Annotated in this window: 22 protein-coding genes and 2 pseudogenes; 12 read left to right on the top strand and 12 right to left on the bottom strand. The window is 71.0% G+C overall.

Going from position 1 to position 25,763, the window contains the following annotated elements; all coding sequences use genetic code 11:
• Positions 1-82 precede the first annotated feature (82 nt).
• Entirely contained in the window at positions 83-2,257 is a 2,175-nt protein-coding gene (locus KKZ08_RS33130) for a phage holin family protein (protein WP_223777935.1), read from the top strand.
• Positions 2,258-2,340: 83 nt separating this feature from the next.
• Positions 2,341-3,622 (top strand): annotated as a pseudogene (locus KKZ08_RS33135) (amino acid permease).
• Positions 3,623-3,653: 31 nt separating this feature from the next.
• On the opposite strand, the gene KKZ08_RS33140 reads toward KKZ08_RS33135, so the two are convergent.
• From KKZ08_RS33140 to KKZ08_RS33155, 4 genes and pseudogenes are all read right to left on the bottom strand, one after another.
• Positions 3,654-5,285 (bottom strand): DUF6345 domain-containing protein, encoded by a 1,632-nt coding sequence (locus tag KKZ08_RS33140; RefSeq protein ID WP_223777936.1) that lies wholly within the window; start codon positions 5,283-5,285, stop codon positions 3,654-3,656.
• A gap of 346 nt (positions 5,286-5,631) precedes the next feature.
• A pseudogene (locus KKZ08_RS33145) lies at positions 5,632-5,808 on the bottom strand (IS5/IS1182 family transposase); the annotation flags it as partial.
• Positions 5,809-5,832: 24 nt separating this feature from the next.
• Positions 5,833-6,306 carry a MarR family winged helix-turn-helix transcriptional regulator gene (locus KKZ08_RS33150; protein ID WP_223777937.1) on the bottom strand — a complete coding sequence of 158 codons (474 nt, stop codon included), beginning with the start codon at positions 6,304-6,306 and terminating at the stop codon, positions 5,833-5,835.
• A 602-nt stretch (positions 6,307-6,908) separates the two neighbouring features.
• Positions 6,909-7,187, bottom strand: a complete 279-nt coding sequence (locus KKZ08_RS33155) for a DUF4190 domain-containing protein (protein ID WP_223777938.1) — start codon at positions 7,185-7,187, stop codon at positions 6,909-6,911.
• Positions 7,188-7,383: 196 nt separating this feature from the next.
• Here KKZ08_RS33155 and KKZ08_RS33160 point away from each other — a divergent pair, with 196 nt between their 5' ends.
• From KKZ08_RS33160 to KKZ08_RS33175, 4 genes are all read left to right on the top strand, one after another.
• A complete protein-coding gene (locus tag KKZ08_RS33160) occupies positions 7,384-7,809 on the top strand; it encodes an OsmC family protein (protein WP_223777939.1) in 426 nt (141 codons plus the stop codon).
• 153 nt (positions 7,810-7,962) lie between these two features.
• On the top strand, positions 7,963-9,861 hold the full coding sequence (gene dnaK, locus KKZ08_RS33165; protein WP_223777940.1) for a molecular chaperone DnaK: 1,899 nt from the start codon (positions 7,963-7,965) through the stop codon (positions 9,859-9,861).
• A gap of 150 nt (positions 9,862-10,011) precedes the next feature.
• Positions 10,012-10,293, top strand: a complete 282-nt coding sequence (locus KKZ08_RS33170; protein WP_223777941.1) for a hypothetical protein — start codon at positions 10,012-10,014, stop codon at positions 10,291-10,293.
• Positions 10,294-10,744: 451 nt separating this feature from the next.
• Positions 10,745-10,978, top strand: coding sequence for a hypothetical protein (locus KKZ08_RS33175; RefSeq protein WP_223777942.1), 234 nt, complete (start codon positions 10,745-10,747; stop codon positions 10,976-10,978).
• A 48-nt stretch (positions 10,979-11,026) separates the two neighbouring features.
• Here the strand turns inward: KKZ08_RS33175 and KKZ08_RS33180 are convergent, their stop codons facing one another.
• From KKZ08_RS33180 to KKZ08_RS33210, 7 genes are all read right to left on the bottom strand, one after another.
• Positions 11,027-12,010: an MvdC/MvdD family ATP grasp protein gene (locus KKZ08_RS33180; protein WP_223777943.1), complete on the bottom strand. Its 984-nt coding sequence runs from the start codon at positions 12,008-12,010 to the stop codon at positions 11,027-11,029.
• Positions 12,007-12,243, bottom strand: a complete 237-nt coding sequence (locus KKZ08_RS33185) for a hypothetical protein (protein WP_223777944.1) — start codon at positions 12,241-12,243, stop codon at positions 12,007-12,009. Before KKZ08_RS33185 ends, KKZ08_RS33180 begins: the two co-directional genes overlap by 4 nt.
• A 27-nt stretch (positions 12,244-12,270) precedes the next feature.
• The gene (locus KKZ08_RS33190) at positions 12,271-12,459 is read right to left on the bottom strand and encodes a hypothetical protein (protein WP_223777945.1); all 189 of its coding nucleotides are present in this window, start codon (positions 12,457-12,459) and stop codon (positions 12,271-12,273) included.
• A 261-nt stretch (positions 12,460-12,720) separates the two neighbouring features.
• A complete protein-coding gene (narI, locus tag KKZ08_RS33195) occupies positions 12,721-13,443 on the bottom strand; it encodes a respiratory nitrate reductase subunit gamma (protein WP_223777946.1) in 723 nt (240 codons plus the stop codon).
• Complete coding sequence (narJ, locus tag KKZ08_RS33200) at positions 13,443-14,051, bottom strand: nitrate reductase molybdenum cofactor assembly chaperone (protein WP_223777947.1); 609 nt, start codon at positions 14,049-14,051, stop codon at positions 13,443-13,445. The genes narI and narJ overlap by 1 nt, the downstream gene beginning before the upstream one ends.
• Positions 14,044-15,681: a nitrate reductase subunit beta gene (gene narH, locus KKZ08_RS33205; protein WP_223777948.1), complete on the bottom strand. Its 1,638-nt coding sequence runs from the start codon at positions 15,679-15,681 to the stop codon at positions 14,044-14,046. Before narH ends, narJ begins: the two co-directional genes overlap by 8 nt.
• The gene (locus KKZ08_RS33210; RefSeq protein WP_223777949.1) at positions 15,681-19,364 is read right to left on the bottom strand and encodes a nitrate reductase subunit alpha; all 3,684 of its coding nucleotides are present in this window, start codon (positions 19,362-19,364) and stop codon (positions 15,681-15,683) included. Before KKZ08_RS33210 ends, narH begins: the two co-directional genes overlap by 1 nt.
• A 296-nt stretch (positions 19,365-19,660) precedes the next feature.
• Here KKZ08_RS33210 and KKZ08_RS33215 point away from each other — a divergent pair, with 296 nt between their 5' ends.
• Positions 19,661-20,077: a hypothetical protein gene (locus tag KKZ08_RS33215; RefSeq protein ID WP_223777950.1), complete on the top strand. Its 417-nt coding sequence runs from the start codon at positions 19,661-19,663 to the stop codon at positions 20,075-20,077.
• Positions 20,078-20,320: 243 nt separating this feature from the next.
• On the opposite strand, the gene KKZ08_RS33220 is transcribed toward KKZ08_RS33215, so the two are convergent.
• Entirely contained in the window at positions 20,321-21,172 is an 852-nt protein-coding gene (locus KKZ08_RS33220; protein ID WP_223777951.1) for a helix-turn-helix transcriptional regulator, read from the bottom strand.
• A 64-nt stretch (positions 21,173-21,236) separates the two neighbouring features.
• On the opposite strand from KKZ08_RS33220, the gene KKZ08_RS33225 reads away from it, so the two are divergent.
• From KKZ08_RS33225 to KKZ08_RS33245, 5 genes are all read left to right on the top strand, one after another.
• Entirely contained in the window at positions 21,237-21,542 is a 306-nt protein-coding gene (locus KKZ08_RS33225) for a 4a-hydroxytetrahydrobiopterin dehydratase (protein ID WP_223777952.1), read from the top strand.
• Between the two features lie 8 nt (positions 21,543-21,550).
• Positions 21,551-22,291 (top strand): class I SAM-dependent methyltransferase, encoded by a 741-nt coding sequence (locus KKZ08_RS33230; protein WP_223777953.1) that lies wholly within the window; start codon positions 21,551-21,553, stop codon positions 22,289-22,291.
• Between the two features lie 128 nt (positions 22,292-22,419).
• Entirely contained in the window at positions 22,420-23,355 is a 936-nt protein-coding gene (locus tag KKZ08_RS33235; protein ID WP_223777954.1) for a class I SAM-dependent methyltransferase, read from the top strand.
• 129 nt (positions 23,356-23,484) lie between these two features.
• Entirely contained in the window at positions 23,485-23,928 is a 444-nt protein-coding gene (locus KKZ08_RS33240; protein ID WP_223777955.1) for a CU044_2847 family protein, read from the top strand.
• An 8-nt stretch (positions 23,929-23,936) separates the two neighbouring features.
• Complete coding sequence (locus KKZ08_RS33245; protein ID WP_223777956.1) at positions 23,937-25,763, top strand: trypsin-like peptidase domain-containing protein; 1,827 nt, start codon at positions 23,937-23,939, stop codon at positions 25,761-25,763.

Below are 25,763 nucleotides of genomic sequence, written 5' to 3' on the forward strand. Positions count from 1 at the left end.
TAGGGACGGGGGCGTGGGCCCCGGGACAGGGGCCTGTGACACGCTGGTGTCCGGTTCCGGGTGAAAAGCGAAGGGGTGAGGCGTGGGGAGAGGGCGATGGCGCAGGGCCGGCAGTGCTCTGTGGCGGGTGGTCGCCGTATGGGCCGTCAGCACGCTGACGATGCTCGTACTCGCCGGGATCCTGCCGGACTTCAAGCTCCAGTCCGACGACGGCGACAGCGCCACCCGGATCGCGGTCACCGCCGCCTGGGGCGCGGGCGCCTTCGGTCTGCTCTCCGCGCTGGTGTGGCCGCTGCTGGTCCGCGCCCTGCTGCTCGTACCCGCCCTGGTGCTCGGCCTGCTCGCCTTCTTCCTCAACGGCTCGCTGCTGCTGCTCGCCCTGAGCCTCATCCCCGAGGGCCGCGGCGAAGCTGGCGCGGAGACCGCCGTGGTCGTCGCCGCGGTCATGTCGGCCGTCGCCTCGGCCGCGGGCGGCGCCCTCGCCGTCCGGGACGACGACGCCTACCGGCGCCGGCTCTACCGCCTCGCCGACCGCCGCCGGCGGCGCGGCACCCCGGGGCAGCCGGGCCCCATCGCCCCCGGCACGGTCTTCATCCAGCTCGACGGCGTCGGCCACGACGTCCTGACCGCCGCCGTCGCCAAGGGCCTGATGCCCACCGTCGCCCGCTGGCTGGGCCAGAGCCCCGCGGGCAGCCTCCCCACCCACCGGCTCACCCCGTGGCGCACCGACTGGTCCAGCCAGACCGGCGCCAGCCAGCTCGGCATCCTGCACGGCTCCAACTTCGACGTGCCCGCCTTCCGGTGGTACGAGAAGGACACCGGCGAGGTCATGGTCAGCAACCGCCCCGCCTCCGCCGTCGAACTCCAGCGCCGGGCCGTGCGGCGCACCGGCGACAGCGGTCTGCTCACCGTCGACGGCGCCAGCCGCGGCAACCTCTTCAGCGGCGGCGCCGGACAGCTCGCCCTCGTGCTCTCCGTGGCCGCGAGGCGGGGCAAGGAGAACCGGTCGCGGGCCGGGTACTTCGCCTACTTCTCCGACCCCGCCAACGCGGTGCGCACCGCCCTGTCCTTCGTGGCGGAGGTCTTCCGCGAGATCGGCGAGTCCACCCGCGCCCGCGTCGAGCGGCGCCGCCCGCGCGTGAGCCGCGGCGGGCTCTATCCGTTCATCCGCGCCTTCGCGACCGTCGTGGAACGGGACGTGGTGGTCGCCGCCGTCATCGGGGACATGCTCGCCGGGCGCAGCGCCGTCTACGCCGACCTCGTCGCGTACGACGAGGTGGCGCACCACTCGGGGCCCACCGGCCGCGACGTGGAGAAGGTCCTCAGGCGCCTGGACCGCTCGCTCGCCCTGCTCGCCCAGGTCGCCGAGCACGCGCCGCGCGCCTACCGCATCGTGCTGCTCTCCGACCACGGTCAGAGCCCGGGGGAGACCTTCCGCGCCCGCTACGGCCTGACCCTCGCCGACCTCGTCCGGGCCGGCTGCGGACTGCCCGTGCCGCGCAGGGCGCAGCGTACGCACAGCGGCGCCGAGGCCCGTGCCGCGGTGCGGGCCGCGTTGCGCCGCCCGGTCGAGGAGGGCGCCGACGAGCACCGCCCGGCCCGGCGCGCGGAGCCGATCGTGCTCGCCTCCGGCAACCTCGGGCTCGTCTCCTTCCCCGACGTACGGCACCGCATGACCCGCGAGGAGATCGACCGCCGCCACCCGGCGCTGCTGCCGACCCTCGCCAACCATCCGGGCGTCGGCTTCCTCCTCGTACGCAGTGCGGAGCGCGGCCCGCTGGTGCTGGGCGCGCGCGGGGCCGAGGTGTACCTGGACGAGGACCCGGCCGATCTCGGGCCGCTTGCCGACTTCGGGCCGGGCGCCCTGGAGGCCGTGCGGCGCACCGACGGCTTTCCGCACACCGCCGACATCATGGTCAACTCCTGGTACGACCCGCAGGACGGTGAAGTCCTCGCCTTCGAGGAGCAGATCGGCTCGCACGGCGGGCTCGGCGGCGCGCAGTCCCGCCCCTTCCTCCTGTCACCGCTCGTCCTCTCCGAGCCGGTGGCGGACGGCGAGGAGCTGGTCGGCGCCGAACAGGTCCACCGCGTCCTGCGGCGCTGGCTCGGCGAGGCCCTGGAGCCCCTGATGCCGGTGACCGGCGCCGCTCCGCTCCCGGCGGAGGCTTCCGTTCCGGTGGATGATTCCCCGTCCGGCGCCCCCACGGGCGCAGCTCTTGCGGTCGTCGACCATGCCCCGCAGGACAAAACGCGCTGATTTGGAGCGGCGCCCGCCGTGCCCGACCATGGCTTCCGCCCGGCGATCCCGGGCACCTGGCACGACGAGAGGCGCAGGACCCCATGCACGACACCGGAACCGCACCGCAGTCGGCTCCGGCCCCCGAGCAGGAAGGGCAGAGCAGGCACGCCCGGCGCTTTGGGCTCCCGATCGCCACCTGCCTCGTGATGGGGAACATCATCGGCGGCGGCATCTTCCTGCTCCCGGCCTCCGTCGCCCCGTTCGGCACGATCAGCCTGGTCGCCTTCGGCGTGCTGACCGCGGGGGCGATAGCCCTGGCGCTCGTACGCCTGGATCACCACCTGGGTGTCCAACGCGGCCCTCGCCGTCGCGGCCGTGGGCTACCTCGACGTGCTCATCCCCGTCGGCGAACACAAGTGGACCGCCTGCCTGGCCGCCCTGACCCTGCAACTCCTGCCCGCCCTCGCGAACCTCGCGGGCACGCGGTACGTCGGCGCGGTCCAGCTCGTCGCCACCGTACTGAAGTTCCTGCCGCTGCTGCTCGTCGCGGTCGGCGGTCTCTTCTTCTTCGACAGCGCCAACCTCGGGCCCTTCCGGGCGAGCGACGACAGCGCGGTCGGCGCCGTCTCGGCGTCCGCCGCCATCCTGCTCTTCTCCTACCTCGGCGTGGAGTCGGCCGCCGTCAGCGCGGGCGAGGTCCGCGACCCGCGCCGCAACGTCGGACGGGCCACCATCCTCGGCACGCTCGGCGCGGCCCTCGTCTATCTGCTCGGCACGCTCGCCGTCTTCGGGACCGTCGCGCACGACAAGCTGGTGGGCTCCACCGCGCCCTTCTCGGACGCCGTCAACGTCATGTTCGGCGGCTCCTGGGGCGGCACCGCCGTCGCGCTCGCCGCGCTGGTCTCGATGGTCGGCGCCCTCAACGGCTGGACGCTGCTGAGCGCCCAGACGCCGTACGCCGCCGCGAAGGACGGCCTGTTCCCGAGCGCGTTCGGTCGCAAGAAGCGGGGCGTGCCGACCGTCGGCGTCCTCGTCACCGTCGTCCTCGCCTCGCTGCTGACCGTCTACAACTACGCGGCGGGTTCCGGCGGCGTCTTCGAGTCCCTGGTCCTGATCACCACGTTCACGGCGACCGTGCCCTACCTCCTGGCCACCGTCGCCCAGATCTACTTCCTCGTCTCCGGGCAGCGCGAGCGCGTCCACCGGGGGCGCCTGGTGCGGGACGCGGTCCTCGCGGGCATCGCCTTCGCGTTCTCCATGTGGCTGGTCGCCGGGTCCGGGTACGCGGCGGTCTACCAGGGCGTGCTGTTCCTCTTCGTCGGCGTGCTCGTGTACGCGGTGATGGCGGCCCGCAAGCAGCGGACCGCCACCTCTCACGCCTGATCGGCACCCGGGCCGGTCCGGCCCGTCCCGGCTACCGCGCCAGCGGCGCCACGACCCAGCGCCGGGTCCGGAACATGCTGTCCGGCGCCCCGATCTGGATCAGCTTGCGGGCAACGGGGTAGGCCTCGTCGCCCTCCAGTTCATAGCCGACCTCGAAGGTGCCCGGCACGTCCTGGACCTGGAGGTCCCGCGCCGAAGCGGCGCCCTGGCGCTCCGGCTCGTCGGCGGTGACCGCCGCGAGGTGGGCGAGCAGCGTCCGCTGCGCCGCGTCGAGCGCCTCGCGCGGGTCGCGCTCCCGGCGCCGCCGCGGGCCTGCCGCTCCAGGCTCGGGCGGCGCGACGTCCGTACTCGGCTCGCGCGTCACGCCGGTGGCCTCGCGGGTCGCGATCTGCGACTGGACGACCGTGCCGTCGTTGTCGAGACCGACGCGGATCAGGCCGCGGTCCGGCGTGATGACGGGTACGCCGTCGAAGACCTGCCGGAACGTCACGTGCGTCTCCAGGGAGACCGGGCGCCCGGTCTCGGAGCCGTCCTTGGCCCCGGAGTTCTGCATCAGGTCGTGCACGCCGTCGACGACCAGTTCGGCGCCCTCCACGTACCGCTCGGCGAACGCCCGCGCCGCCTGGATCGCGCGGTCGGTGGCCAGCTGCTGGGTGTTGCGGTGGTTGGGCGCGGCGAGCCTGACCCAGCGGATGCCGTGCGGGTCGGTGGAGACGACGCGGTCACCGGAGGAGGCGTTGAGCACGCCGAGCTGTTCGACCTGCACCTCTTGCAGCGCCGCCGACGGGAAGTCGGCCAGCTGCCCGAGCCGGGCCAGCTCGGTGCCCGCGCCGCGGGGCGCCAGCCGTACGATCCGCCGCTGTCCGGGCAGTTGGGTGAGCGGCTCCCTGATGCCTTCGCGGGCGTTGTACCAGCGCCACGCGTACCAGTTGTCCGGCACGTGCTCGCGGTAGAAGTTGCGCTCGGTGTCGAGGCGGTTGACGGCCTCGGCCTGGGTGGCGCCGGCCGCGGCGACCGAGGGCGCCTGCCCGTGGTGGATGTCCCAGCTGGCGTTCAGCCAGGCGTCGCAGTACGTCTGCCCGGCCCGCCACTTCTCCCAGAACTTCTTGCCGTAGTCCGGGCTGTCGATGCTGACGGTCTCGAACCCGAAGATCATCCGGAAACCGATGTTGGGCCCGGCCCACGTACGGATCGGCGAATGGCCCCCGGTGACCTTCAGCGAGTCACAGGTCGACCAGAAGACATAGTTCGCCTTCTCGTTGCCGAGCGCCATCCTGTTCGAGACGGCGTCGCTGCGCCCGTCCCAGGCGGCACCGAGCGGCGCGAAGAACACGCCGTCGCCGTCCATGCCCCCGTGACCGGAGTGGTAGACGGCGCAGACGGCGTCCATCCCGTACCGGTCCTGCCAGTTGTCGTACGTCTCCTCGTACGCCCACACCTGGGCGCCGCCGTCGGCGAACCAGAAGTTGCGGTCGTAGAACTGCTGGAGGTACGCCAGCCAGCCTGTGGCGTCGGCGTGGGTGTGGAAGAGCGGCGACTGGTTGACGAACTTCTGGATGCTGAAGGCCCCCCACCAGCCGAAGGTCGAGTCTCGCTCGCCCGCGGCTCCCGGCTTCTCCGGTTCCAGCGGCGAAGGACCGCGGTCCGAGTAGTTGATGCGCATGGCCATACCCCCTGAGAGGAACTCCTCGCTGTGGTGCGCGAGGGGGCCTCGAAGTGTCACCGCGGACACGGCTTGCCCAGTTGGGATTCCGGCCATAGGCCTCCCGCAACGGACCTGTTCCCGCACCTCAGCGGCCTCTGTGGCGAGGCGGCGCACAGGGCCTTGTTCGTATCGGCGGACGCGTACCTGCGTGCCCCGCTCGAACACCTCGCGGGGGACCGCCGGGCCCCGCGCGGCCCGTTTTCGCCCCGGGGCTCCCGGCATCGAAACGCGACAGCTGGGTTCTGTCTCTCCGATCATGATCGCAGCCAGATGAGGAGTGCTGCGGCGGTAACGGTGCCGGGGTGAAGGCCGCAGGCCGCCCGCCGATGGAGCCTTTGCGCAGACGGACGGCCCGGCTGTCGCTCTTCTCCGGAATCACGTGCCCGATGCCTCGGCGTCGCAGGTAGGCACGGATGACGCCGTTGCATGGGGCCCGGTCAGCGCTGACGCTGTCCGGCCTCCGGCGCGGTCGGCCAGGTCCCGCACATGATCGGAGAGAAACGGCTCAGGTGAGGTTGTCGGTGACGCGCTGGAGCACGGATACCGTCGCCGCGTACTCCTCCTCCGTGATGTCACCGACGAGTTCCGCGCGTACTCGGGCCATGTGCTCCTTCGCCGTCGCGAGGCCCGCGCGGCCCTGGTCCGTGAGGGTCAGTCGGCCGTCCGCGCCACCGGTGAGCCAGCCCCGGTACACGAGCGCATCGGCGCCGAGGGCCATCACCTCGGTGCCCAGTCCGTACGGCACGTCCAGGGCACGAATTTCTTCCCTGGTCAGGCCGTGCTCGGCCCGGACGATGTTGTTGAGCGCCCACCATTGGGGCTGGGTCAGGTCGATGCGCGCCAGGGCGGCCTGCGTGTGCCGCAGGATCGCCTCGGTGACCTGCCAGGCGACGAGGGCGATGGGCCGTTGGTCGGGTGCGGTGGTGCCTTTCTGCGGGCTATTTGTGGTGCCGTTCTGCGAGGTGCTCACGTTCGTCATGATCACTAAGCTAGAACCTCAACTGCGGTTGAGGGCAAGGCCGGTTTCGACCCCGGCCCCTGATCCAGGGAGCCGTCGCAACGCACTACGACAAGGGCTGACAGGTCCACCTCGGCACCGTTACGCCGCAGCATCTCTCTCTCCGACCATGATCGGAGAGGCAGAACCTAGTCGAACCTTCCTGGCCGTCTGCCCATCGGCGCCACCGGCGGGCTTGGCTCGGCGTGGCTGCGACCCACAGTACGGCCCCCGCGGCCAGCGCGGCCGACCAGCGGTTCCGTACCCCTTCGACGAGGTCGTCGACGACGTGGAGGAGAAGCGTCATCGTCACGAGGTGGGAGCCGTTGAGCGCGTCGTCCCACCGGAGTGAGATCCGCGTGACGCGCCGGACGACCGAGTGCTTCCGCATGGCTCGCGTCCCCCGTGGCCGGCCGCATCTCCTGCCGGCACTCAGTACTTGGACACGCGAAAGGCCGCCACGGTTGCGCCGGGCCGCCGGGCCGCCGGGCCGCCGGGCCGCCGTGGTGCCGGAGCGCGGCGGAGGTGGAGGCCGGCGGTGGCCTCCACCTCCGTCGGGGATCCGGCCGGGTGATGGGTTTCGGTCAGCCGCCGACGTACCAGCTGAACTCGCCGGACGCGGCGAGCACCATCAGGACGATGAACAGGATCACGTCGATGACGCCCAGGATGACGGCGGCCTTCGCCATGCCGCCGCTGCCGGTCTTCTGACGCAGGGCGACCGCACCGAAGATGATCGCGAGCGGTCCCAGGATGATGCTGAGAAAGAACAGTCCGACGATGCCGCAGACGAGTCCGGCCACCGCGAGGCCGTTCGTGCGGGACCCGGAAGAAGTCGCTGACGGACTTCCGTAAGCCGACATGGCCACACTCCTTGGAGGTCGCGTTCCAGTCGTGCGTGACGAGACCGCGAGTGCCCCGGAACGCGCCGCGTACTCCCGAGGACCGGCGCCCGCGCCCGCTTCCGGAGCCGCCCCGCGCCCCGTTCGCGCCCCGAGTGTGATCGGATGGTGGCAACGGAACCTCCGATCACGGAACCGCACTGAAGGGAACTGCATCGTGGCAACCACGCGCTCCGCGCACACGGTCTGGGAAGGCTCTCTGATGGAGGGCTCGGGCACCGTCACCTTCGACTCCTCGGGCATCGGGGAGCAGGCGGTGTCCTGGCCCGCCCGCGCCGAGCAGGCGAACGGCAAGACCAGCCCGGAGGAGCTGATCGCCGCCGCCCACTCCAGCTGCTTCTCCATGGCCCTGTCGCACGGCCTCACCGGCGCCGGCACCCCGCCGAGCCGCCTCACCACCTCGGCCGACGTCACCTTCCAGCCGGGCACGGGCATCACCGGCATCCACCTCACGGTCGAGGGCACCGTGCCGGGCATCGACGAGGACACCTTCGTCGCCGCCGCCGAGGACGCCAAGGCCAACTGCCCGGTGAGCCAGGCGCTGACGGGTACGACGATCACGCTCACGGCCAAGCTGGCCTGACGCGACGGCGCCCACGGCCGATGCCGCCGCCCCGCTCCGGGATGGCGGCATCGTCACGTGCGGCATTGACAAGAGACCGCTCAAGTTTTGTGATGGAAGACGGAGTAGACCTGGACACGGGGGACGTGAGCTCGCGGCGGAAGGGACTGGACCATGGCACGAGCGGTCGGGATCGATCTCGGGACGACGAACTCAGTGGTGGCCGTACTGGAGGGCGGTGAGCCCACCGTCGTCGCCAACGCGGAGGGCGCGCGCACCACCCCCTCGGTCGTCGCCTTCGCGAAGAACGGCGACGTCCTGGTGGGCGAGGTCGCCAAACGGCAGGCGGTCACCAACGTGGAGCGCACCGCACGCTCCGTCAAACGCCACATGGGCGACGGGGGCTGGCGCTTCCCGGAGAGCGGCTCCGTGGACGGCACCCGCTACACCGCGCAGGAACTCTCCGCGCGCGTCCTGCAGAAACTCAAGCGGGACGCCGAGTCCTACCTCGGCGAGGACGTCACCGACGCGGTGGTCACCGTCCCCGCGTACTTCGACGACACGCAGCGCCAGGCCACCAAGGAGGCCGGCGAGATCGCGGGCCTCAACGTCCTGCGCATCGTCAACGAACCGACGGCGGCGGCCCTCGCGTACGGCCTGGACAAGGGCGAGGACCAGACCGTCCTCGTCTTCGACCTGGGCGGCGGCACCTTCGACGTATCGCTTCTGGAGATGGGCGAGGGCGTCATCGAGGTGAAGGCCACCAACGGCGACACCCGGCTCGGCGGCGACGACTGGGACCAGCGGATCGTCGAATACCTGGTACGGCAGTTCAAGAACGCGCACGGCGTGGACCTCGGCAAGGACAAGATGGCGGTCCAGCGGCTGCGCGAGGGCGCCGAGAAGGCGAAGATCGAGCTGTCCTCGTCGAGTGAGACGGACATCAACCTCCCCTACATCACCGCCTCCTCGGAAGGCCCCCTGCACCTGGCCGAGAAGCTGACGCGGGCCCAGTTCCAGGAGCTGACGTCCGACCTGCTCGACCGCTGCAAGGAACCCTTCCACCAGGCCGTCAAGGACGCGGGCGTCAAGCTGTCCGCCATCGACCACGTGATCCTGGTGGGCGGCTCGACCCGGATGCCCGCGGTGACCGAGCTGGTCAGGGAACTCACCGGCAAGGACCCCCACAAGGGCGTCAACCCCGACGAGGTGGTGGCCCTCGGCGCGGCCCTCCAGGCCGGTGTCATCCGCGGCGACGTCAAGGACGTGCTGCTGCTCGACGTGACCCCGCTCTCCCTCGGCATCGAGACCAAGGGCGGCATCATGACCAAGCTGATCGAGCGCAACACCACGATTCCCACCCGGCGTTCGGAGACGTTCTCCACCGCCGAGGACAACCAGCCCTCGGTCGGCATCCAGGTCTTCCAGGGCGAGCGGGAGATCGCCGCGTACAACAAGAAGCTCGGCGTCTTCGACCTGACCGGGCTGCCGCCGGCCCCGCGCGGTGTCCCCAAGATCGAGGTCACCTTCGACATCGACGCCAACGGGATCATGCACGTCTCGGCGAAGGACGAGGCGACCGGCCGCGAGCAGCGCATGACGGTCACCGGCGGCTCCGCGCTGCCCAAGGACGACATCAACCGCATGGTCCAGGAGGCCGAGCAGCACGCGGAGGAGGACCGCAGGCGGCGCGAGGCGGCCGAGACCCGCAACCAGGCCGAGCAGCTCGTCTACCAGACGGAGCGGTTCCTGCGGGACAGCGGTGGCAGCGGCGACGGCGGTGACGGTGGCGGCGCCCGGATTCCCGCGGAGACCAAGGCCGAAGTGGAGGCCGCCGTCGCCGAGGTGAAGGGCCTCCTCAAGGACCGCTCCGACGACACGGCGGCCCTGCGCGCCGGCACCGAGAAGCTGGCGGCGGTCAGCCAGAAGATGGGCCAGGCGATGTACGCGGCCTCCGGCGGCGACGCACAGCAAGGGGCGGCCACGGCATCCACCACCGAGGAGGGCGTGGTGGACGCGGAGATCGTGGACGAGGACGACAAGCACGGCAATGCACGGGGCAGGACGGACTAGGCGCGTCTCGGCAGCCGTGGTGGAAGGGCGTGGCGGTAACGGCTCGGGGTGTTCAGCCGAGCGGGCGGGAGCGTCACCCGTGCGCGCGCAATCAGTGGCGCTGCGCCCAGCACGATGTTCAGCTGACCGGAAGCGGTCACCACCGGTCGCATGCTCCTCGACCTTCGTCGAGAGCGCGGACCGGGGGAGAAGGAGACGTTCAGCATGCCGAGCAAGGGTCAGAGGTTCCAGGTCGACATCGATGGGATCGATGTGCCTGACGAAGTGGTGCGGGCCATCGACGCGGCCATCCGAAAGGCGGTACTCACCGAGTTGGCCACCATCGACCTCCACGGCCGTGCCACCGACCTGCTCGGAGAGGGCATGGCCGTGGAGTCGCTGGGAGGGCCGGGCCACACGCAGGGCATCCGAGTGAGGAAGGCGAAGGCCTGAATGCCCGGCCCGGATGCCGGTTCAGGCTCGCCACCCCTCCCCACGGCGGCAGCGCGAGGCGCCACCTGCCCCAGCTCGACGTGCCACGAGGGCGCGGTGCTCATCGCCGTGCTGGGAGAGGACGGGCGCCTCGGGTACCTGCGGCCTCCGCTCACTGTCGATGAGGCGTTCTCGGAGGCCTCCAAGAAACACGGTGACCCCGAATCGCGGTTCCGGTTCGCCGATACATGCCGCCAGGCCGGCTGTGAGCACTGGAGTGGTAGGAAGTGTTCTCTCGTCGGCCGCTTGATCGGTGCCAGGGCCGCTACGGGGCTGGAAGCAACGGACCGGGGCCTGCCGCGGTGCGCCATCCGGGCCGACTGCCGGTGGTTCGCCCAGGAAGGCGTGGGTGCCTGCGCCGTCTGCCCGGTCATCGTCTACCGGCCCGGCGGATCACCCCGGAAGGACGTGCATGACTTCCAGAGCCGGCCCGCCGAAGAGGACGCCCCTTCCGCCTGACCCCGTCGAGCACGTCCGGATTCCGGTCGGCACGCAGGTCATCGCTCTGCCGGATGCGGTCGCCGACCACCTCCGGTGCCTCCAGGAGGGTTCACCGGTTCTCGACGTGACCCAGGTGTGGATCACGGAGTCGGGCGGCAAGCTGAGGATGTACTTCGGCGATGTCGAGCAGGGCATCGCGGACTGATCCTCTGTGCGCAACGCAGTCCTTGGCGAGCGGGAATGCCGCCAAAGCTCACCGGCCTGTCCCGCTTCCTTGCGCGATCAGGAGATCACACAGCGCCGCAGTCAGTGGAATCCCTGTCACCTCTTCGAGCCAGTACCACTGTCCGTTGGGATTGATCTCAAGAAAAACATATTCGTGGTCGGGGGTCAGCACGAGGTCGATGGCGCCGAAATGCAGTCCGAGGTGCCGCACGAGCCGGACGCAGAGCGAGCTGACGTCTTGCGGCAGTTCCACCGGCTCGTGGGGGAGTGTGTAGGCGGGCGCTCGACGAAAGTCCACCCGTGACTCCCGTACCCCCTGAGAGGAAATACCCACCGCGAAGACATCGTGCCCCATGACGGTAACGCGGATGTCCATCGCTTTCGGGATGAATTCTTGCAGGTAGGTGGGCCCGAAGCGGACTGACCGAATCTCACTCATGTCGGCGTCCGTGACCAGGTGAGTGTAGATCGTACCTGCTCGATTCGGGTACAGAATCCCCGGGTCGGCAAGCACCTTGACGATGACGCCCTGGCTGCACGCGGAAATGAAGGCAGAGGCCTTTTCCACGTCGTTCGTAATGGTGAAGCGGGGGATGAGGAAGCCCATGTCGCCGGCGATCCTGAGTTGCGTCACCTTGACGGAAGACCTTCTCACGGCCTCCGGATCACTCACCCAGCCGCGCAGGAAGCCACCTCCCCACAGGCTGCGGATCAGGTGAGCGCACTCATTGCGCACCCATTCCCTCTCCTCGGGCAGCAACAGGTCTGAAAGCTCGAAATCACCCGGTCGCCGATGCCAGACCGCCGTGACGTCCGAGAGGTCGAGGAAGTCACCGTCGTCGCGGGCAAGAAACGCTCGCACGCCTGTCCTGGTGGTCTCGATGGCGACGCGGGAACTCCCCGGGAACTTCGCGGGGTCGTACACCGTCCATTCCACGCCTCTGCGGGAGAGCTCGGAGGTGACAGGCTTGACGTGCCCGTCCAGTTCTGGATTGGATACGATCAGAATCAACGCGTGCAACTCAGATCTGAGAACTCGACATCCTGGCCATGGGAAGTGACGTTCAAGGATCCGGTCAGGCGTGCGCGCTTCATGAAATAGCCCGTGCCTTCCGACAGTTCGTCAAAGTCCTTGAATTCGATCCATTCGACGGCTACACGCAAGGTAAAGGGGATGGGGCGTTCGCCGGGATGCTCGCGAGCATCTTCCGTTCTTGCCGGACGGGGCCGGATCTCTGCTGACATCGTTGGTGAGCCCCCCCTTTTTTTCGGTCAGGTCTGGTCCTGATCGCGGTCGCCACACGTCCAGCCGGGCCCCGACTTCGAACAACTGGTTCCCGTGCTCTGGCCACTGGTGCGCACCATTCCGGCGTCCGCCAGTGCCCTCAGGGTCGCTTCCATTTGTCCTGGCTCGACAGTGAGCATCAGGAGTTCCTCGGACGCGTCGTACGATTCGGTCATGACGGTGCTCCATTCTATTTCCGGCCTGTCCGGATGGCGCGCGCCACGCTCTTACGAATCTACGCTTGTCCCCTGGGTGTACGCATCCGATGGCCCCCTGGATCGAGGGCGCCTGCCTTTCTGCACGATGGTGCGGCCCCCGCGTCGCCAGGAGCCGCTGCAATAGTCGCTCTCCGTCGCGCAGGAGCAGTGGACCAGCGGTCCGGGCCCGGGCGTCCGCACGCGCATCCACGCGGGGCGGCGACGTATTCCGAGAACCGCCTAGGACCCCGTCCGTTCCCAGCCGCGCCGCTCCGGCCGCGCCCCGATCCGCTCCTGGTCCCGGGCGCGGTAGACCACGTAGGGCCGGAAGAGGTACTGGAGCGGCGCGCTGAACATGTGGATCAGGCGGGTGAACGGCACCAGGGCGAAGAGCACCATCCCGACCACCGCGTGGATCTCGTACATCAGCGGCACGCCCGTCATCGCGTCGATGTCGGGCCGGAGCGTGAAGAGGCTGCGGGCCCAAGGCGCGATGGAATCGCGGTAGTTGTAGCCGTCGCCGGAGGTGTGCATCAGCTTGGCGACCATGCCGAGCACGATCGCCGCGAACAGCACCAGGTACATGAGCTTGTCGTTCGCGGTCGTCGCCCGGAACACCGGGGTGTTGGTCCGCCGCCGGTAGAGCAGCAGCAGGATGCCGAGGACGAGCAGGACACCGGCCGCGGTGCCGCCGTACAGCGAGAACAGGTGGTACGTGTGCTCGCTGACGCCCACCTTGTCCGTCCACGACTCGGGGAGGAACAGGCCCACCAGGTGGCCGACGAGCACGAAGAGGATCCCGTAGTGGAACATCGGCGAGGCGATGTTCAGGAGCTTGGACTCGTAGACCTGCGAGGAGCGGGTCGTCCAGCCGAACTTGTCGTAGCGGTAGCGCCAGATGGTGCCCGCGACGAGCAGGACGAAGGCGATGTAGGGAAGGGCGCCCCAGAGCAGCGTTTTCATCAGTGTTCCCCGATGAGTGCGGAGGGTGCGGAGGATGAGGAGGATGCGAAGGGTGTGAACGGTACGAGGCCCACGTCCTCGCGTGGCGGCCCCGAGCGGGCCAGCGCGAGCGCCTCCGCGCGGTCCTTGGGGGTGGGGCCCGGAAGGCTCGCGCACACCGCCTCCAGCACGCCCGCGTACGGCGTGCCGTGCTCGCGCAGCGCGAGCCGTAGCAGCTCCAGGCCGCTGCGGTGCTCCAGCAGCAGCACGGGCCCCGCCCGCGCGGAGAACTCAAGGACCGCGGGCAGGAAGTCCGGCAGCTCCTCGCCGGTGAACTCCAGGCCGTGCTCGCGGTAGACCTCCTTGAAGCGGACCAGGGCCATGCCGCGCCGCCGGGTGTCGCCGTCCCGCCACCAGCTCAGGTACAGGCTGTGCCGGTTCTTGAAGTCGAAGACCCGTACGTAGTGCGCCGCCAGCTCCTGGGGCGCGGTGGTCGTGGCGTACGTCAGGAAGTCGGCGAGCTGCGGGGGAGCGGCGGCGCGCAGCAGGGGCAGCCGCTCGTGGAACTCGTCGTCGGGATAGCCGAGGCAGAGCGCCGCGGCCTGGTGGAGCACCGCGTGCTCAGTCACTGTCGTCCTCCTTGGCCGCGTTGGCCTTCTCGGCCGCGCTCGGCTGTTCGTCGGCGGTCTGGCGGGCCCGCAGCGCGTGGAAGTTCTCCAGGGTGACCAGCGGCAGGTTCCGGCGGCTGCCGGAGTCTTGGCCGAACGGGCCGTCGCCGCCCATTCCCGGACCGTCCTGGTGGTCGAGGCTGCACGTGTCGGGGACCGCCGACTCCTCCAGGCGCCGCGCGTCACCGACCGCGGCGGTCGGGATGACGTACCGGTCCTCGTACTTGGCGATGGCCAGCAGGCGGTACATCTCCTCGACCTGGGGACCGGACATCCCGACCGAGCGCGCCACGTCACCGTCCGGCGTGTCACCGAGGTTGATGGCCCGCATGTGCGCCCGCATCGCGGCCAGCTTCTCCAGGCTGGACCGCACCGGGCCGACGTCCCCGGCGGTGAAGATCTCCGCGAGGTATTCGAGGGGGATGCGCAGGGTGTCGATGGCGCCGAAGAGGTTCGCCGCGTCCTCGCCGTCGTGCCCGGTCTCCGTCAGCGCGTCCACCACCGGCGACAGCGGCGGGATGTACCAGACCATCGGCATCGTGCGGTACTCCGGATGCAGCGGGAGCGCCACCTTGTACGTGCTGATCAGGGCGTGCACGGGGGAGCGGCGCGCCGCCTCGATCCAGTCGTGGGAGATGCCGGCCCGCTCGGCCGCGCGGCGCACCTCGGGGTCGGCTGGATCAAGGAAGACGTCCAACTGGGCTTGGTACAGCCTGTGTTCGTCCGGTTCGGAGGCCGCCGCCGTCACCTTGTCGGCGTCGTACAGGATCACCCCGAGGTAGCGCAGGCGGCCCACGCATGTCTCCGAGCAGACGGTGGGCAGGCCCACCTCGACGCGTGGGTAGCACATCGTGCACTTCTCGGCCTTGCCGGTGCGGTGGTTGAAGTAGACCTTCTTGTACGGGCAGCCGGTCACGCACTTGCGCCAGCCCCGGCAGTGGTCCTGGTCGACGAGGACGATGCCGTCCTCCTCGCGCTTGTACATCGCCCCCGACGGGCAGGACGCCACGCACGACGGGTTCAGGCAGTGCTCGCAGATGCGCGGCAGATAGAACATGAAGGTCTGCTCGAAGGCGAACTTCACCTTTTCGGAAGCCTGTTGGCGGGTCTTGGCGACCATCGGGTCCAGGTGGCCGTGCTCGGTCGCGCCGCCGAGGTTGTCGTCCCAGTTCGACGACCACTCGATCTTCATCGGCTTGCCGCTGATCAGGGAGCGCGGCTCGGCCACCGGGTAGTCGTCACCGAGCGGGGCGTCGGTGAGGTTGCGGTACTCGTACGTCCAGGGTTCGTAGTAGTCCTTGATCTCGGGCAACTTGGGGTTGGAGAAGATCTCCAGGAGCGACTTGATCCGGCCGCCGTTCTTCAGCTTCAGGGCGCCGCGCCTGTTCAGCTCCCAGCCGCCGCGCCACTTCTCCTGGTCCTCGTAGCGGCGCGGATATCCCTGGCCGGGGCGGGTCTCGACGTTGTTGAACCAGACGTACTCCATGCCGTCCCGGTTGGTCCACGCCTGCTTGCACGTGACCGAACACGTATGGCAGCCGATGCACTTGTCGAGGTTCATGACCATCGCGATCTGTGCCATGACGCGCATCAGTACGTCACCTCCTGGGCGCGGCGGCGGATGACGGTGACCTCGTCGCGCTGGTTCCCCGTCGGACCGAGGTAGTTGAACGCCCATGACAACTGCGCGTAGCCGCCGATGAGATGGGACGGCTTGAGGATGAGGCGGGTCAGGGAGTTGTGGATGCCGCCGCGCTTTCCGGTGGTCTCCGTCTTCGGTACGTTCACCGTGCGTTCCTGCGCGTGGTGCATGTAGACCGTGCCGGCCGGCATGCGGTGCGAGACGATCGCGCGTGCCACCACGACGCCGTTGCGGTTCACCGCCTCGATCCAGTCGTTGTCCCGTACGCCGATCGCGTCCGCGTCCTGCGGCGCCATCCAGATGGACTGCCCGCCGCGCGAGAGCGACAGCATGAACAGGTTGTCCTGGTACTCGGAGTGGATCGACCACTTGTTGTGCGGCGTGAGGTAACGGACCGTCACCTCCCTTTCCCCGTCGGGGCCGAGTCGCGGCTCGCCGAAGAGGCGGTTCATGTCCAGGGGCGGCCGGTAGACGGGCATCGCCTCGCCCAGCTCGTGCATCCAGTCGTGGTCGATGAAGAAGTGCTGGCGTCCGGTCAGGGTGTGCCACGGCTTCAGATGCTCCGTGTTGAGTGTGAACGCGGTGTAGCGGCGCCCGCCCGACTCGCTGCCCGACCACTCCGGCGAGGTGATCACCGGCACGGGCGCGGCCTGCGTGTCGGCGTACGTGATGCGCTTGCCCTCGTGCTCGGCGGCCAGGTGCGCCATCTCCTGGCCGGTGCGCTCCTCCAGGGTGTGGAAACCCTGCGTGGCCAGGCGTCCGTTCGTCGTGCCGGACAGCGCGAGGATGGCGTTGGCCGCCTTCACGGCGGTGTTCAGCGCGGGGCGGCCGTCGGCGGGCCCGCCGAGCACCACGCCGTTGCGCTCCTTCAGCTCCTCGACCTCCCTGTCGGGGTGCAGGGCGATGCCCTTGGCGGGCAGGCCCAGTTGCTCCACGAGCGGTCCGAGCGCGGCGAACTTCGCGCCGATCGCCGTGTAGTCGCGTTCCACGACCGCGAGGTTCGGCATGGTCCGCCCCGGGACCGGCTCGCACTCGCCCTCGCGCCAGTCCAGGACGACCCCGCCGGGCTGCGCCGTCTCACCCGGCGTGTCGTGCTGGAGCGCGGTGGCGACGAGGTCCCTGCGGACGCCGAGATGGTCCACCGCCAGTTCGCTCAGCCGGTCCGCGATCTCGCGGAACGTGTCGAAGTCGGTGCGCGCCTGCCACGGCGGGTCGACCGCCGGGGTGAAGGAGTGCACGTAGGGGTGCATGTCCGTCGTCGACAGGTCGTGCTTCTCGTACCACGTCGCGGCGGGCAGCACGACGTCGGAGAGCAGCGTGGAGGACGTCTGCCGGAAGTCGAGGGAGACGAGGAGGTCGAGCTTGCCCTCCGGGGCCTCGTCACGCCAAGTGACCGTCGAGGGCCGCTCGTTCGGTGCCGCCTCCTCGGCGCGCAGCGACGAGTGCGTACCCAGCAGATGCTTCGTGAAGTACTCGGCGCCCTTCGCGGACGAGCCGAGGAGGTTGGCGCGCCACAGGGTCAGCACACGCGGCCAGTTCTCCGGGGCGTCCGGGTCCTCGCAGGCGAACTTGAGGGTGCCCGCCTTGAGTTCGCCGACGACATTGGCCACCGGGTCGTCCGTCGTCTCCGCGAGGTCCAGGGGGTTGCGGTCGAACGTCGGGTACGACGGCATCCAGCCGGAGCGCGCCGACAGGGCCAGGCAGTCGGCCCCCGTCATCCCCGCGAAGCGGCCCTCGCCCAGCGGTGAGGCGAGCACGTCGGCGGCGAACTTGTCATAGCGCCACTGGTCGGTGTTGAGGAACCAGTAGGCGGTGCCGATCATCTGCCGCGGCGGCCTGCTCCAGTCGATGCCGCCCGCCAGCGTCGCCCAGCCGGTCACCGGGCGGCACTTCTCCTGCCCGACGTAGTGCGCCCAGCCGCCCCCGTTACGGCCCTGGCAGCCCGTCAGCTGGAGCAGTGCGAGGAAGGCGCGGTAGATCGTCTCGGAGTGGAACCAGTGGTTCGTGCCCGCGCCCATCAGGATCATGCAGCGCCCGCGCGACTTCTCCGCCGTCGCGGCGAACTCCCGGGCGATCTTCACGCACTTGGCGGCGGGCACGGAGGTGTGCGCCTCCTGCCAGGCGGGTGTACCGGGCGCGTCCGCGTCGTCGTACGAGGAGGGCCACGTGCCCGGCAGCCCGTCGCGCCCGACGCCGTACTGCGCGAGGAGCAGGTCGAAGACGGTGGTGACCAGCGGCCCGTCCTGCCCGCCGAGCCGCGTCGCGGGCACCCCGCGCCGCAGCACCTCACCGCGCCCCTGGCCGTGCGCGCCGCCCTCGGTGTCGAAGCGGGGCAGCAGCACCTCGACGCCCGCCGCGACCGGCGAGCCGTGCAGCGACAGGAGCGGCTTGATGTCGCCGAGGTCGAGGTTCCACTTGCCCTTGCCGGACTCGGTCCAGCGGAAGCCGAGCGAGCCGTTGGGCACGGCCGGCCGGCCGGTGTTCTCGTCGAGCACCGCCGTCTTCCAGTCGCCGCCCTCACCGTCCTCGCCGAGGTCGGTGGCGCGCAGGAACTTCGAGGGCACGTACGCGCCGTCGCGTTCGGTCAGCGTCACCAGGAAGGGCAGGTCGGTGTACGTGCGGACGTACTCGGTGAAGAAGTCCGTCGGCCGCTCGACGAAGAACTCCTTGAGGACGACGTGCCCCATGGCGATGGCGAGCGCGCCGTCCGTGCCCGGGTGCGGGTGCAGCCACTCGTCGGCGAACTTGGCGTTGTCGGCGTAGTCCGGCGCGACGACCACGACCTTCTGCCCCCGATAGCGGGCCTCGGCCATCCAGTGCGCGTCGGGCGTCCGCGTCACCGGCACATTGGAACCCCACATCATCAGATACGCGGCGTCCCACCAGTCACCCGACTCCGGTACGTCGGTCTGGTCGCCGAACACCTGCGGCGAGGCCACCGGAAGGTCCGCGTACCAGTCGTAGAAGGAGAGCATCGGCGCGCCGATCAGCCCCATGAAACGGGCCCCGGCGGCATGCGACACCATCGACATCGCGGGGATCGGCGAGAAGCCGGCCACCCGGTCAGGGCCGTACGTCTTGATCGTGTGCACGTGCGCGGCCGCGATGATCTCGACCGCCTCGTCCCAGCTCGCCCGCACCAACCCGCCCTTGCCGCGCGCCTGTTGGTACCGGCGGCGGCGCTCCGGGTCGCCCTGGATGTCCGCCCAGGCCAGCACCGGATCCCTCAGGCGCGCCTTGGCCTCCCGGTACATCTCCAGGAGGACCCCGCGCAGATAGGGGTAGCGGACGCGGGTGGGGGAGTACGTGTACCAGGAGAACGCGGCGCCCCGGGGACAGCCGCGCGGCTCGTACTCGGGGCGGTCCGGACCGACGCTCGGGTAGTCCGTCGCCTGCGACTCCCACGTGATGATGCCGTCCTTGACGTACACCTTCCAGCGGCACGAGCCGGTGCAGTTCACGCCGTGCGTGGAGTTCACGACCTTGTCGTGGCTCCAGCGGTCCCGGTAGAAGGCGTCCGCGTCGCGGCCCCCGGTCAGCGCGACACTGTGCAGGTCGGGGGCGGTGGTGCCGCGCCGGAAGAACTTCCCCGCCCGCAGCAGGGCGGCGGCGGGCTCGGTCGTCTCTGTCACCGTGGAGCTCCCTAGGTCTGCCTTTCAACGAACCTAGGGGCGAGGGCGGCGCGGCACCCTTCGGCCGCCGCCGTATGGGTTGCGGGGGCGGGGGTGTGCGCGACCGGGGGCCGGGGGGGCGGCATGACGCGGTGCCGGGGGCGGCACTGGCCGGGGCCGGGAGCGGCATTACCTGGGACGTAATCGACCGGGCGGCGCGGGGGCGACACAGTGGTGTCAACGGAACGGGCCGCGTACCGCGGTCCCTGATCCGCCCACCGAAGCCCGCCCGTCCCCGCGCCTGGAGGCAGCCCGCCATGACGACCTACCAGCTCACCGCCCTGGCCCGCACCACCGACCCGACCACGATGCTGCGCCGCTTCCTCGGCCTCGACGCGGTGGTGACCGCCGGCAACGGCCTCGCGTACGTCGCCGCCTCAGGGCCCCTCGGACGCTTCCTCGGCGTCGACTCCGGGCTGCTGCTCGGGCTCGGCGTCTTCCTCACCCTCTACGGCGCGGGCGTCGGCTACCTCGCCGCCCGCAAGAGCCCGCCGACGCTCGGCGTGCGAGCGGTGATCGAGGGCAACGCCGCCTGGGCGCTGCTCAGCGTCGTCGCCCTCGTCGTCTGGCTCTCGCCCAGCACGGCCGGCGCGGTCTGGATCCCGCTCCAGGCCCTCACCGTCGGCGGCTTCGCCGCCCTGCAGTACGCGGCGCTGCGGGCGCCGCGGGACTGAGCCGCCCGGCGGCCGGGACGCCCCCGAGGCTCCCGGCCGCTAGGGCCTGTCTGACAGTTCCCGCCTGCCTCGCGACGCCATGCACGCTCCCCCGAGCTCTTCGAGCAGGGGGTGCCCCCACTCGCCGCACCGGGCGCAGGGCCAAGTACATCCAGTACGAGGCCCTACGCCCGGCACGCCGAGAGCACGCACCTGACGCCGCGAGGCCGCCCTCCGGGCGACGCCGGGAATGGTCAGAAGGCCCTAGGCCATGCGGGTCTGGAGGTACTTGACCGTCGCCGGGTCGGCCGGGAGCAGCGTCTCGATGGCCAGCTCGGCGACGGTCACGTCCATCGGGGTGTTGAACGTCGAGATCGACGAGATGAAGGACAGGATCTGCCCGTCGTGCTCGACCCGCAGCGGCAGCGCGAAATACGGCACGTCCGTCCCCGCCTCGAAGGCGTCCACCCCCGGATCCGCCACCGGATACGCGGCCACCTCCTCGTACACCGCCCGCAGGCCGTCCGAGCGCTGCAACGCGATCTGCCGCTCCATCTGGTGCAGCAGATGGCCGCGCCACTCCCGCAGGTTGCGGATCTTCGGGGCGAGACCCTCGGGGTGGAGGGTCAGCCGCATCGCGTTCAGCGGCGGCGTGAGGACGTGCTCCGGGACGCCTTCGAGGAACATCGCGATGCCGCGGTTGGCCGCGATCACGTCGTACCGCGCGTCGACGACCAGCGCCGGATAGGGCTCATAGCCGGTCAGGAGCTGTTCGAGGCCCTCGCGCAGCGTGCCCATCGACGGATCCGCAAGCGGCGTCTCGCGAAAGCGCGGGGCGTAACCCGCCGCCAGGAGCAGCGAGTTGCGGTCCCGCACCGGTACGTCGAGGTGGTCGGCGAGGCGCAGGACGAGCTCCTCGCTCGGGCGGGACCTGCCCGTCTCGATGAAGCTGATGTGCCGGGCGGAGGAGTCGGCGCGCAGGGCCAGCTCCAGCTGGCTGACCCGGCGCCGCTCGCGCCAGCCGCGCAGCAGCGGGCCGACTCCCGTGGCGTTCTCCTTAACGGTGCCCCTGGCCTTGCCTTTGGTGTTCCCCTTGGCGGGCGCGGCGGTTGTCATACCTAGACGGTAATCGAAACGCGTTGTGGCAAGGTGAGGTGATTCCGTGGAAGGAGCCCTGACCATGACCTCCGAACCGCTCTCGCAGAAGGAGATCGAGGACCGCCTCGGCGAACTGCCCGGCTGGTCCCTCGACGGCGGCAAGCTCACCCGGTCGTACCGGCTCGGTTCGCACTTCGCGGCGACCGGCCTGGTCGTGCACATCGCGCGGACGCAGGACGAGCTCGACCACCACTCCGACCTGACGCTCGGCTACCACACCGTCACGCTGTCCGTGCACACGCACAGCGCGGGCGGCGCACTCACCGCCCTGGACTTCGAACTCGCCCGCCGCGTCGAGGAGTTGGCGCCCGCTCACGGCGCCGAGTGAGCACCGGCATGCTGGACTACAGCAAAGAGGCCGACCGCTACGACGCCTCGCGCGGCGGCGAACCCCGCGCGCGGGCCGCGGCGGCCGCCGTCCTCGGTCTCATACCCTCCGAGGCCCGCACCCTGCTCGACGTCGCCTGCGGCACCGGCCTCGTCACGCGGCGCCTGGCCGCCCGCGACGGCCTGCGCGTGACGGGCGTGGACGCGGCCCACCGCATGGTGCGGATGGCGGCGGACCGGGTACCGGGCGCCGTCGTGCTCGGTGACAGCCGCCGGCTGCCCTTCCCCGACGGGGCGTTCGACGCCGTCAGCACGGTGTGGCTGCTGCATCTGCTGTCCGGCCCCGAGGAGGCGTCGTCGGTCGTCGGGGAGTGCGCTCGGGTGCTGCGGCCCGGCGGGGTCTACGTCACCACCGTCGACAAGGCCGCCTCGCACGACGTGGGCAGCGACATCGACACCGTGCTCGCCCCGCGCCCGGTGCGCCCCGCCGTCGACCGCGGGCCGGCCGTCGAGGTGTACGCCGCCGAGCACGGCATGGCGCCCGCGGGCCGCGCCGGGTTCACCGGCCACGGCCAGGGCCGCTCGCCCCGCTCCACGGTCGACGACATCCACCGGGGCTGGTTCACGCAGCTCCCGCCCGACGGCCCCCTGGCCGCGCGGCTGGCCGCCGGGCTCGCGACGCTCCCTGACCAGGACGTACGGCGCCCGGACCCCCGGTTCACCCTGCGCGCCTTCCGGAAGCGGGGCTGACGGCAGGCGGGCGCACGCCCTGCCACCTTTTGCGGAAACGGCAACGTCGCTGGCCCGAAACCGGAAGCGGGAGCAGGCTGGTCCCTGTCACGACGACGACAGCAGCGGAACCGGAAGGCGGCACAGCGATGGGGCACCACCACGGGCACGGGCAGGCGCAGGGGCACGGCCACGCGCACGGAGAGGGCCACGGCCACGGTCATGGTCATGGTCATGGCGAGGACCACGACATGGACTGGGCCGCCATGGGCGTCATGCTGGAGCGGTACGCGCGCATCGCCGCGCCCATGTACGGCGAGATGGCGGCCTGGCTGCGCCGGTGGACCCCGGACCCCGGAGTCGTCGTCGACGTCGGCAGCGGCCCCGGCGCCGTCTCCTTCCTGCTGGCCGAGGCCTTCCCCGAGGCGCGGATCGTCGCGGCGGACCCGGAGGAGCCCCTCCTGGAGCGGGCACGCGACCGCGCCGCCCGGGAGGGCCTGACCGACCGCTTCGACACGGTGCGCGCGGCGCTCCCGGACGCCATCGACGACGTACCGACCGCCGACCTGCTGTGGCTGTGCAGGTCCCTGCACCACGTCGGTGACCAGGGCGCCGCGCTCGCGGCCCTCGCCGACCGCCTCGCACCGGGCGGCGCGATCGCCCTTCTGGAGGGCGGCCTCAACGCCCGCTACCTCCCGCGCGACATCGGCTTCGGCCGTCCCGGGCTCCTCTCCCGCCTGGAGGCCTCCGACGAGGAGTGGTTCGCCGGCATGCGCGCCGGCCTGCCGGACTCGAAGGACGCGGCGGAGAACTGGCCGGCACTCCTGACCGACGCGGGCCTGCGCCACACGGCCACGCGCACCTTCCTCCTCGACCTGCCGGCCCCGCTCTCCGAGGACGCCCGCGCCCACATCGTGGAGGAGTTCACCCGCCGCCGGGAGATGCACGACGACCGCCTGACCCCCGACGACTTCACCACCCTCGACCGCCTCCTGGACAAGGACGACCCGCAGAGCCTGCACCACCGCCCGGATCTGTTCCTGCTGGCGGCGCAGACGGTGCATGTAGCGGTCAAGGACGCCTGAGGCCGCTGCTCCCCGCTCCCTTCCCGACGCTCGCTGTTCCGTCAACCGGCCTGTGCGGCGCGGCCGGTTGACGTAAGTTCGTCGCGAGCGCCGTGCGTCCGTGCCGGCCGAGTGAGCGAGGGAGCCACCGTGACCGACCTGATCCGCTGGGAGTCCGACGAAGGACCCGTCGTGGTCGAGGTCGACTCCCGGGACCCGGGGTTCAGGTCGGTGTCGCGACGTGGGGACAGCGGCGAGGTGCACGACGTGGAGGGGCGGTTCGAGTCGGCGTTGGGGCATGTGCGTGGTGCCGCGCTCTCCGCGCTGCGGACCTTCCGGGAGCGTGCACTCGACCCCGACGCGATCGAGTTGGAGTTCGGCGTCAAGCTCACCGCGGCCGCGGGCGCCGTCATCGCCAAGACGTCGGCCGAGGGGCATCTGACGGTCCGGCTCACCTGGTCACGCGAGCGTCAGGAGCCGCAGGCCGGCCTCCCCGCCCAGTCGGGCGTGCGTCAGGACGTACAGCAAGGCGTACGGGAGGACGTACGGCAAGGCGTGCAGCGAGACGTACGACAGGACGCGCAAGGCGAATAATGGCGGGCATGCACTGGCGGGCCCGCATCGCCACGGCCGACGGCGTCCCGCGAGGCGCGGGCGTGCTCGTCGACGGCGCGCGGCTCATCACCTGCGCCCACGTCGTCGACGGGCTGACGGAGGTCTCCGTGACGCTGCCCGGCGTCGCCGAGGCGCTGCCCGCGGCCGTGGCGTGGACCGGGGACTGGCGGTGCCTCGGCGACCGCGGCGATGTGGCCGTCGTGGAGCTCGGCGAACCCGTGGGCGTACCGCCGTGCGCCTTCGCGCCCCTCGACCTGCTGCGCCCGCGCGAGGGACAGGGCACCCGCGAACTGCGCGCCCTCGGCTTCCCGTTCGGCCACGAGAAGGACGGCACGCACGTCACCCTGCGCACCAGCGCCGACCGGCTGCTCGGCCAGGAGTGGCTGGAGATCGACGTGGAACAGGCCCACCTCCAGCGCCTCGGCGAGGGGTTCAGCGGCGCCGCCGTCTATGACCCGGGCAGCCGCCTCGTCGTCGGCATCGTCACCGACGCGCTGCTCGACGGCGACCAGGAGGGCTACATCGGCCGGATGCTGCCGCTTGACACCATCCGCCGCCACTGGGAAGCCCTGGACGACCTGCTGCCGCTGGACTGGCTGCCGGACATGCCGCGCCGCGAACTGCGGGCCCTGTTCGACGGCGTACGCCTCGACCCCGGCACCCTGGAGCTGACCGTCCGCCGCGCCTTCCCCACCTTCCGCCGCCCGCTGCCCGCCTTCCACTCCGCCTGGCACGCCATCCGGTACGTCGGCGAGGAACTGACCGGCGAGGAGCGGCTGTCGCGGCTGCTGCGCGAGCTGGGCCGCACGGGCGCCGCCGGTGTGGACGCCGGCCCGTGGCTGCGGCGCTGGATGCCCGAGCGGTACGACGAGGCCGCCCACGCCGGGCCCGCCGCGCGCCCGGCGGCCCCGCCCACCGGCTCCGTCGTGTTCCGCGCCCAGTCCATGACCCGCGGGGGCGCCATCGACCTCTCCGTGTCGACGGTGGTCGACGGCGTGCCCGTCGGCAGGGCGGGGCCCGTCAGGGTCCGCCGCCAGCATCTGCGCACGAAGACCGAGGCGTTGCTCGCCGAGCAGATCGGCGGCGTCCACGGCGTAGACTGGATGCTGGAGTTCGTCGTCCCGGAGGGCCTGATGAGCGAGCCCTTCGAGGAGTGGCAGATCCGCGAACCGGGCGCCGCACGCCCCCGCCCCATGCGCATGGTGCCCGTGGTGGTCCGCCACCTGGACCGCCTGGAGCCGCTCCTCGCCTCCCATCTGGCCGGGCGCCGCTGGGCCACCGTCCGCGCCCGTGGTGAGACCCGCCCCCGGCGTGTGGAGTGCGGACTGCCCTACGGCTACGAGGAGTTCCACGACTGGCTCGACGCCGACGACCAGCTGTGCGCCCTCGCGTACGCCGCGACACCGGCCCCCGACTGGCTCTCCGCGGCGCTCGACACCGGCGTGCCCATCATGCTGTGGCGGCGCCGCGACTGCGGGGTGGGGAATGGCGAGGGGAATCACGCGCACTGCGCGCCCGAGAAGTTCCTGGACCGGATCACGGAGGCGGTCGCCTCGCTGGACCCGGCCCGGCTGCCCCACGAGGTCATGCGGCTGCGCAAGGAGGCCCGCTCGCCGGACAAGGGCGACGCCGAGCACTGCGGACACCGGCTGACCCTGTTCTGGGACGGCGCGGAGGGCAGGGCGGACCCACCACTCGCGGCGGGTACGGCGAGCGCGAGCGGAACACGTACGGCACATGCCGCGGGCGCGGCGCATACCACTGGTACGCAGAGCACGAGCACGGGAAGCGGAAGCGGAAGTGGAAGTGGCTGA

Origin of the sequence: Streptomyces sp. 135, assembly GCF_020026305.1 — a bacterium.
Lineage (GTDB): Bacteria > Actinomycetota > Actinomycetes > Streptomycetales > Streptomycetaceae > Streptomyces.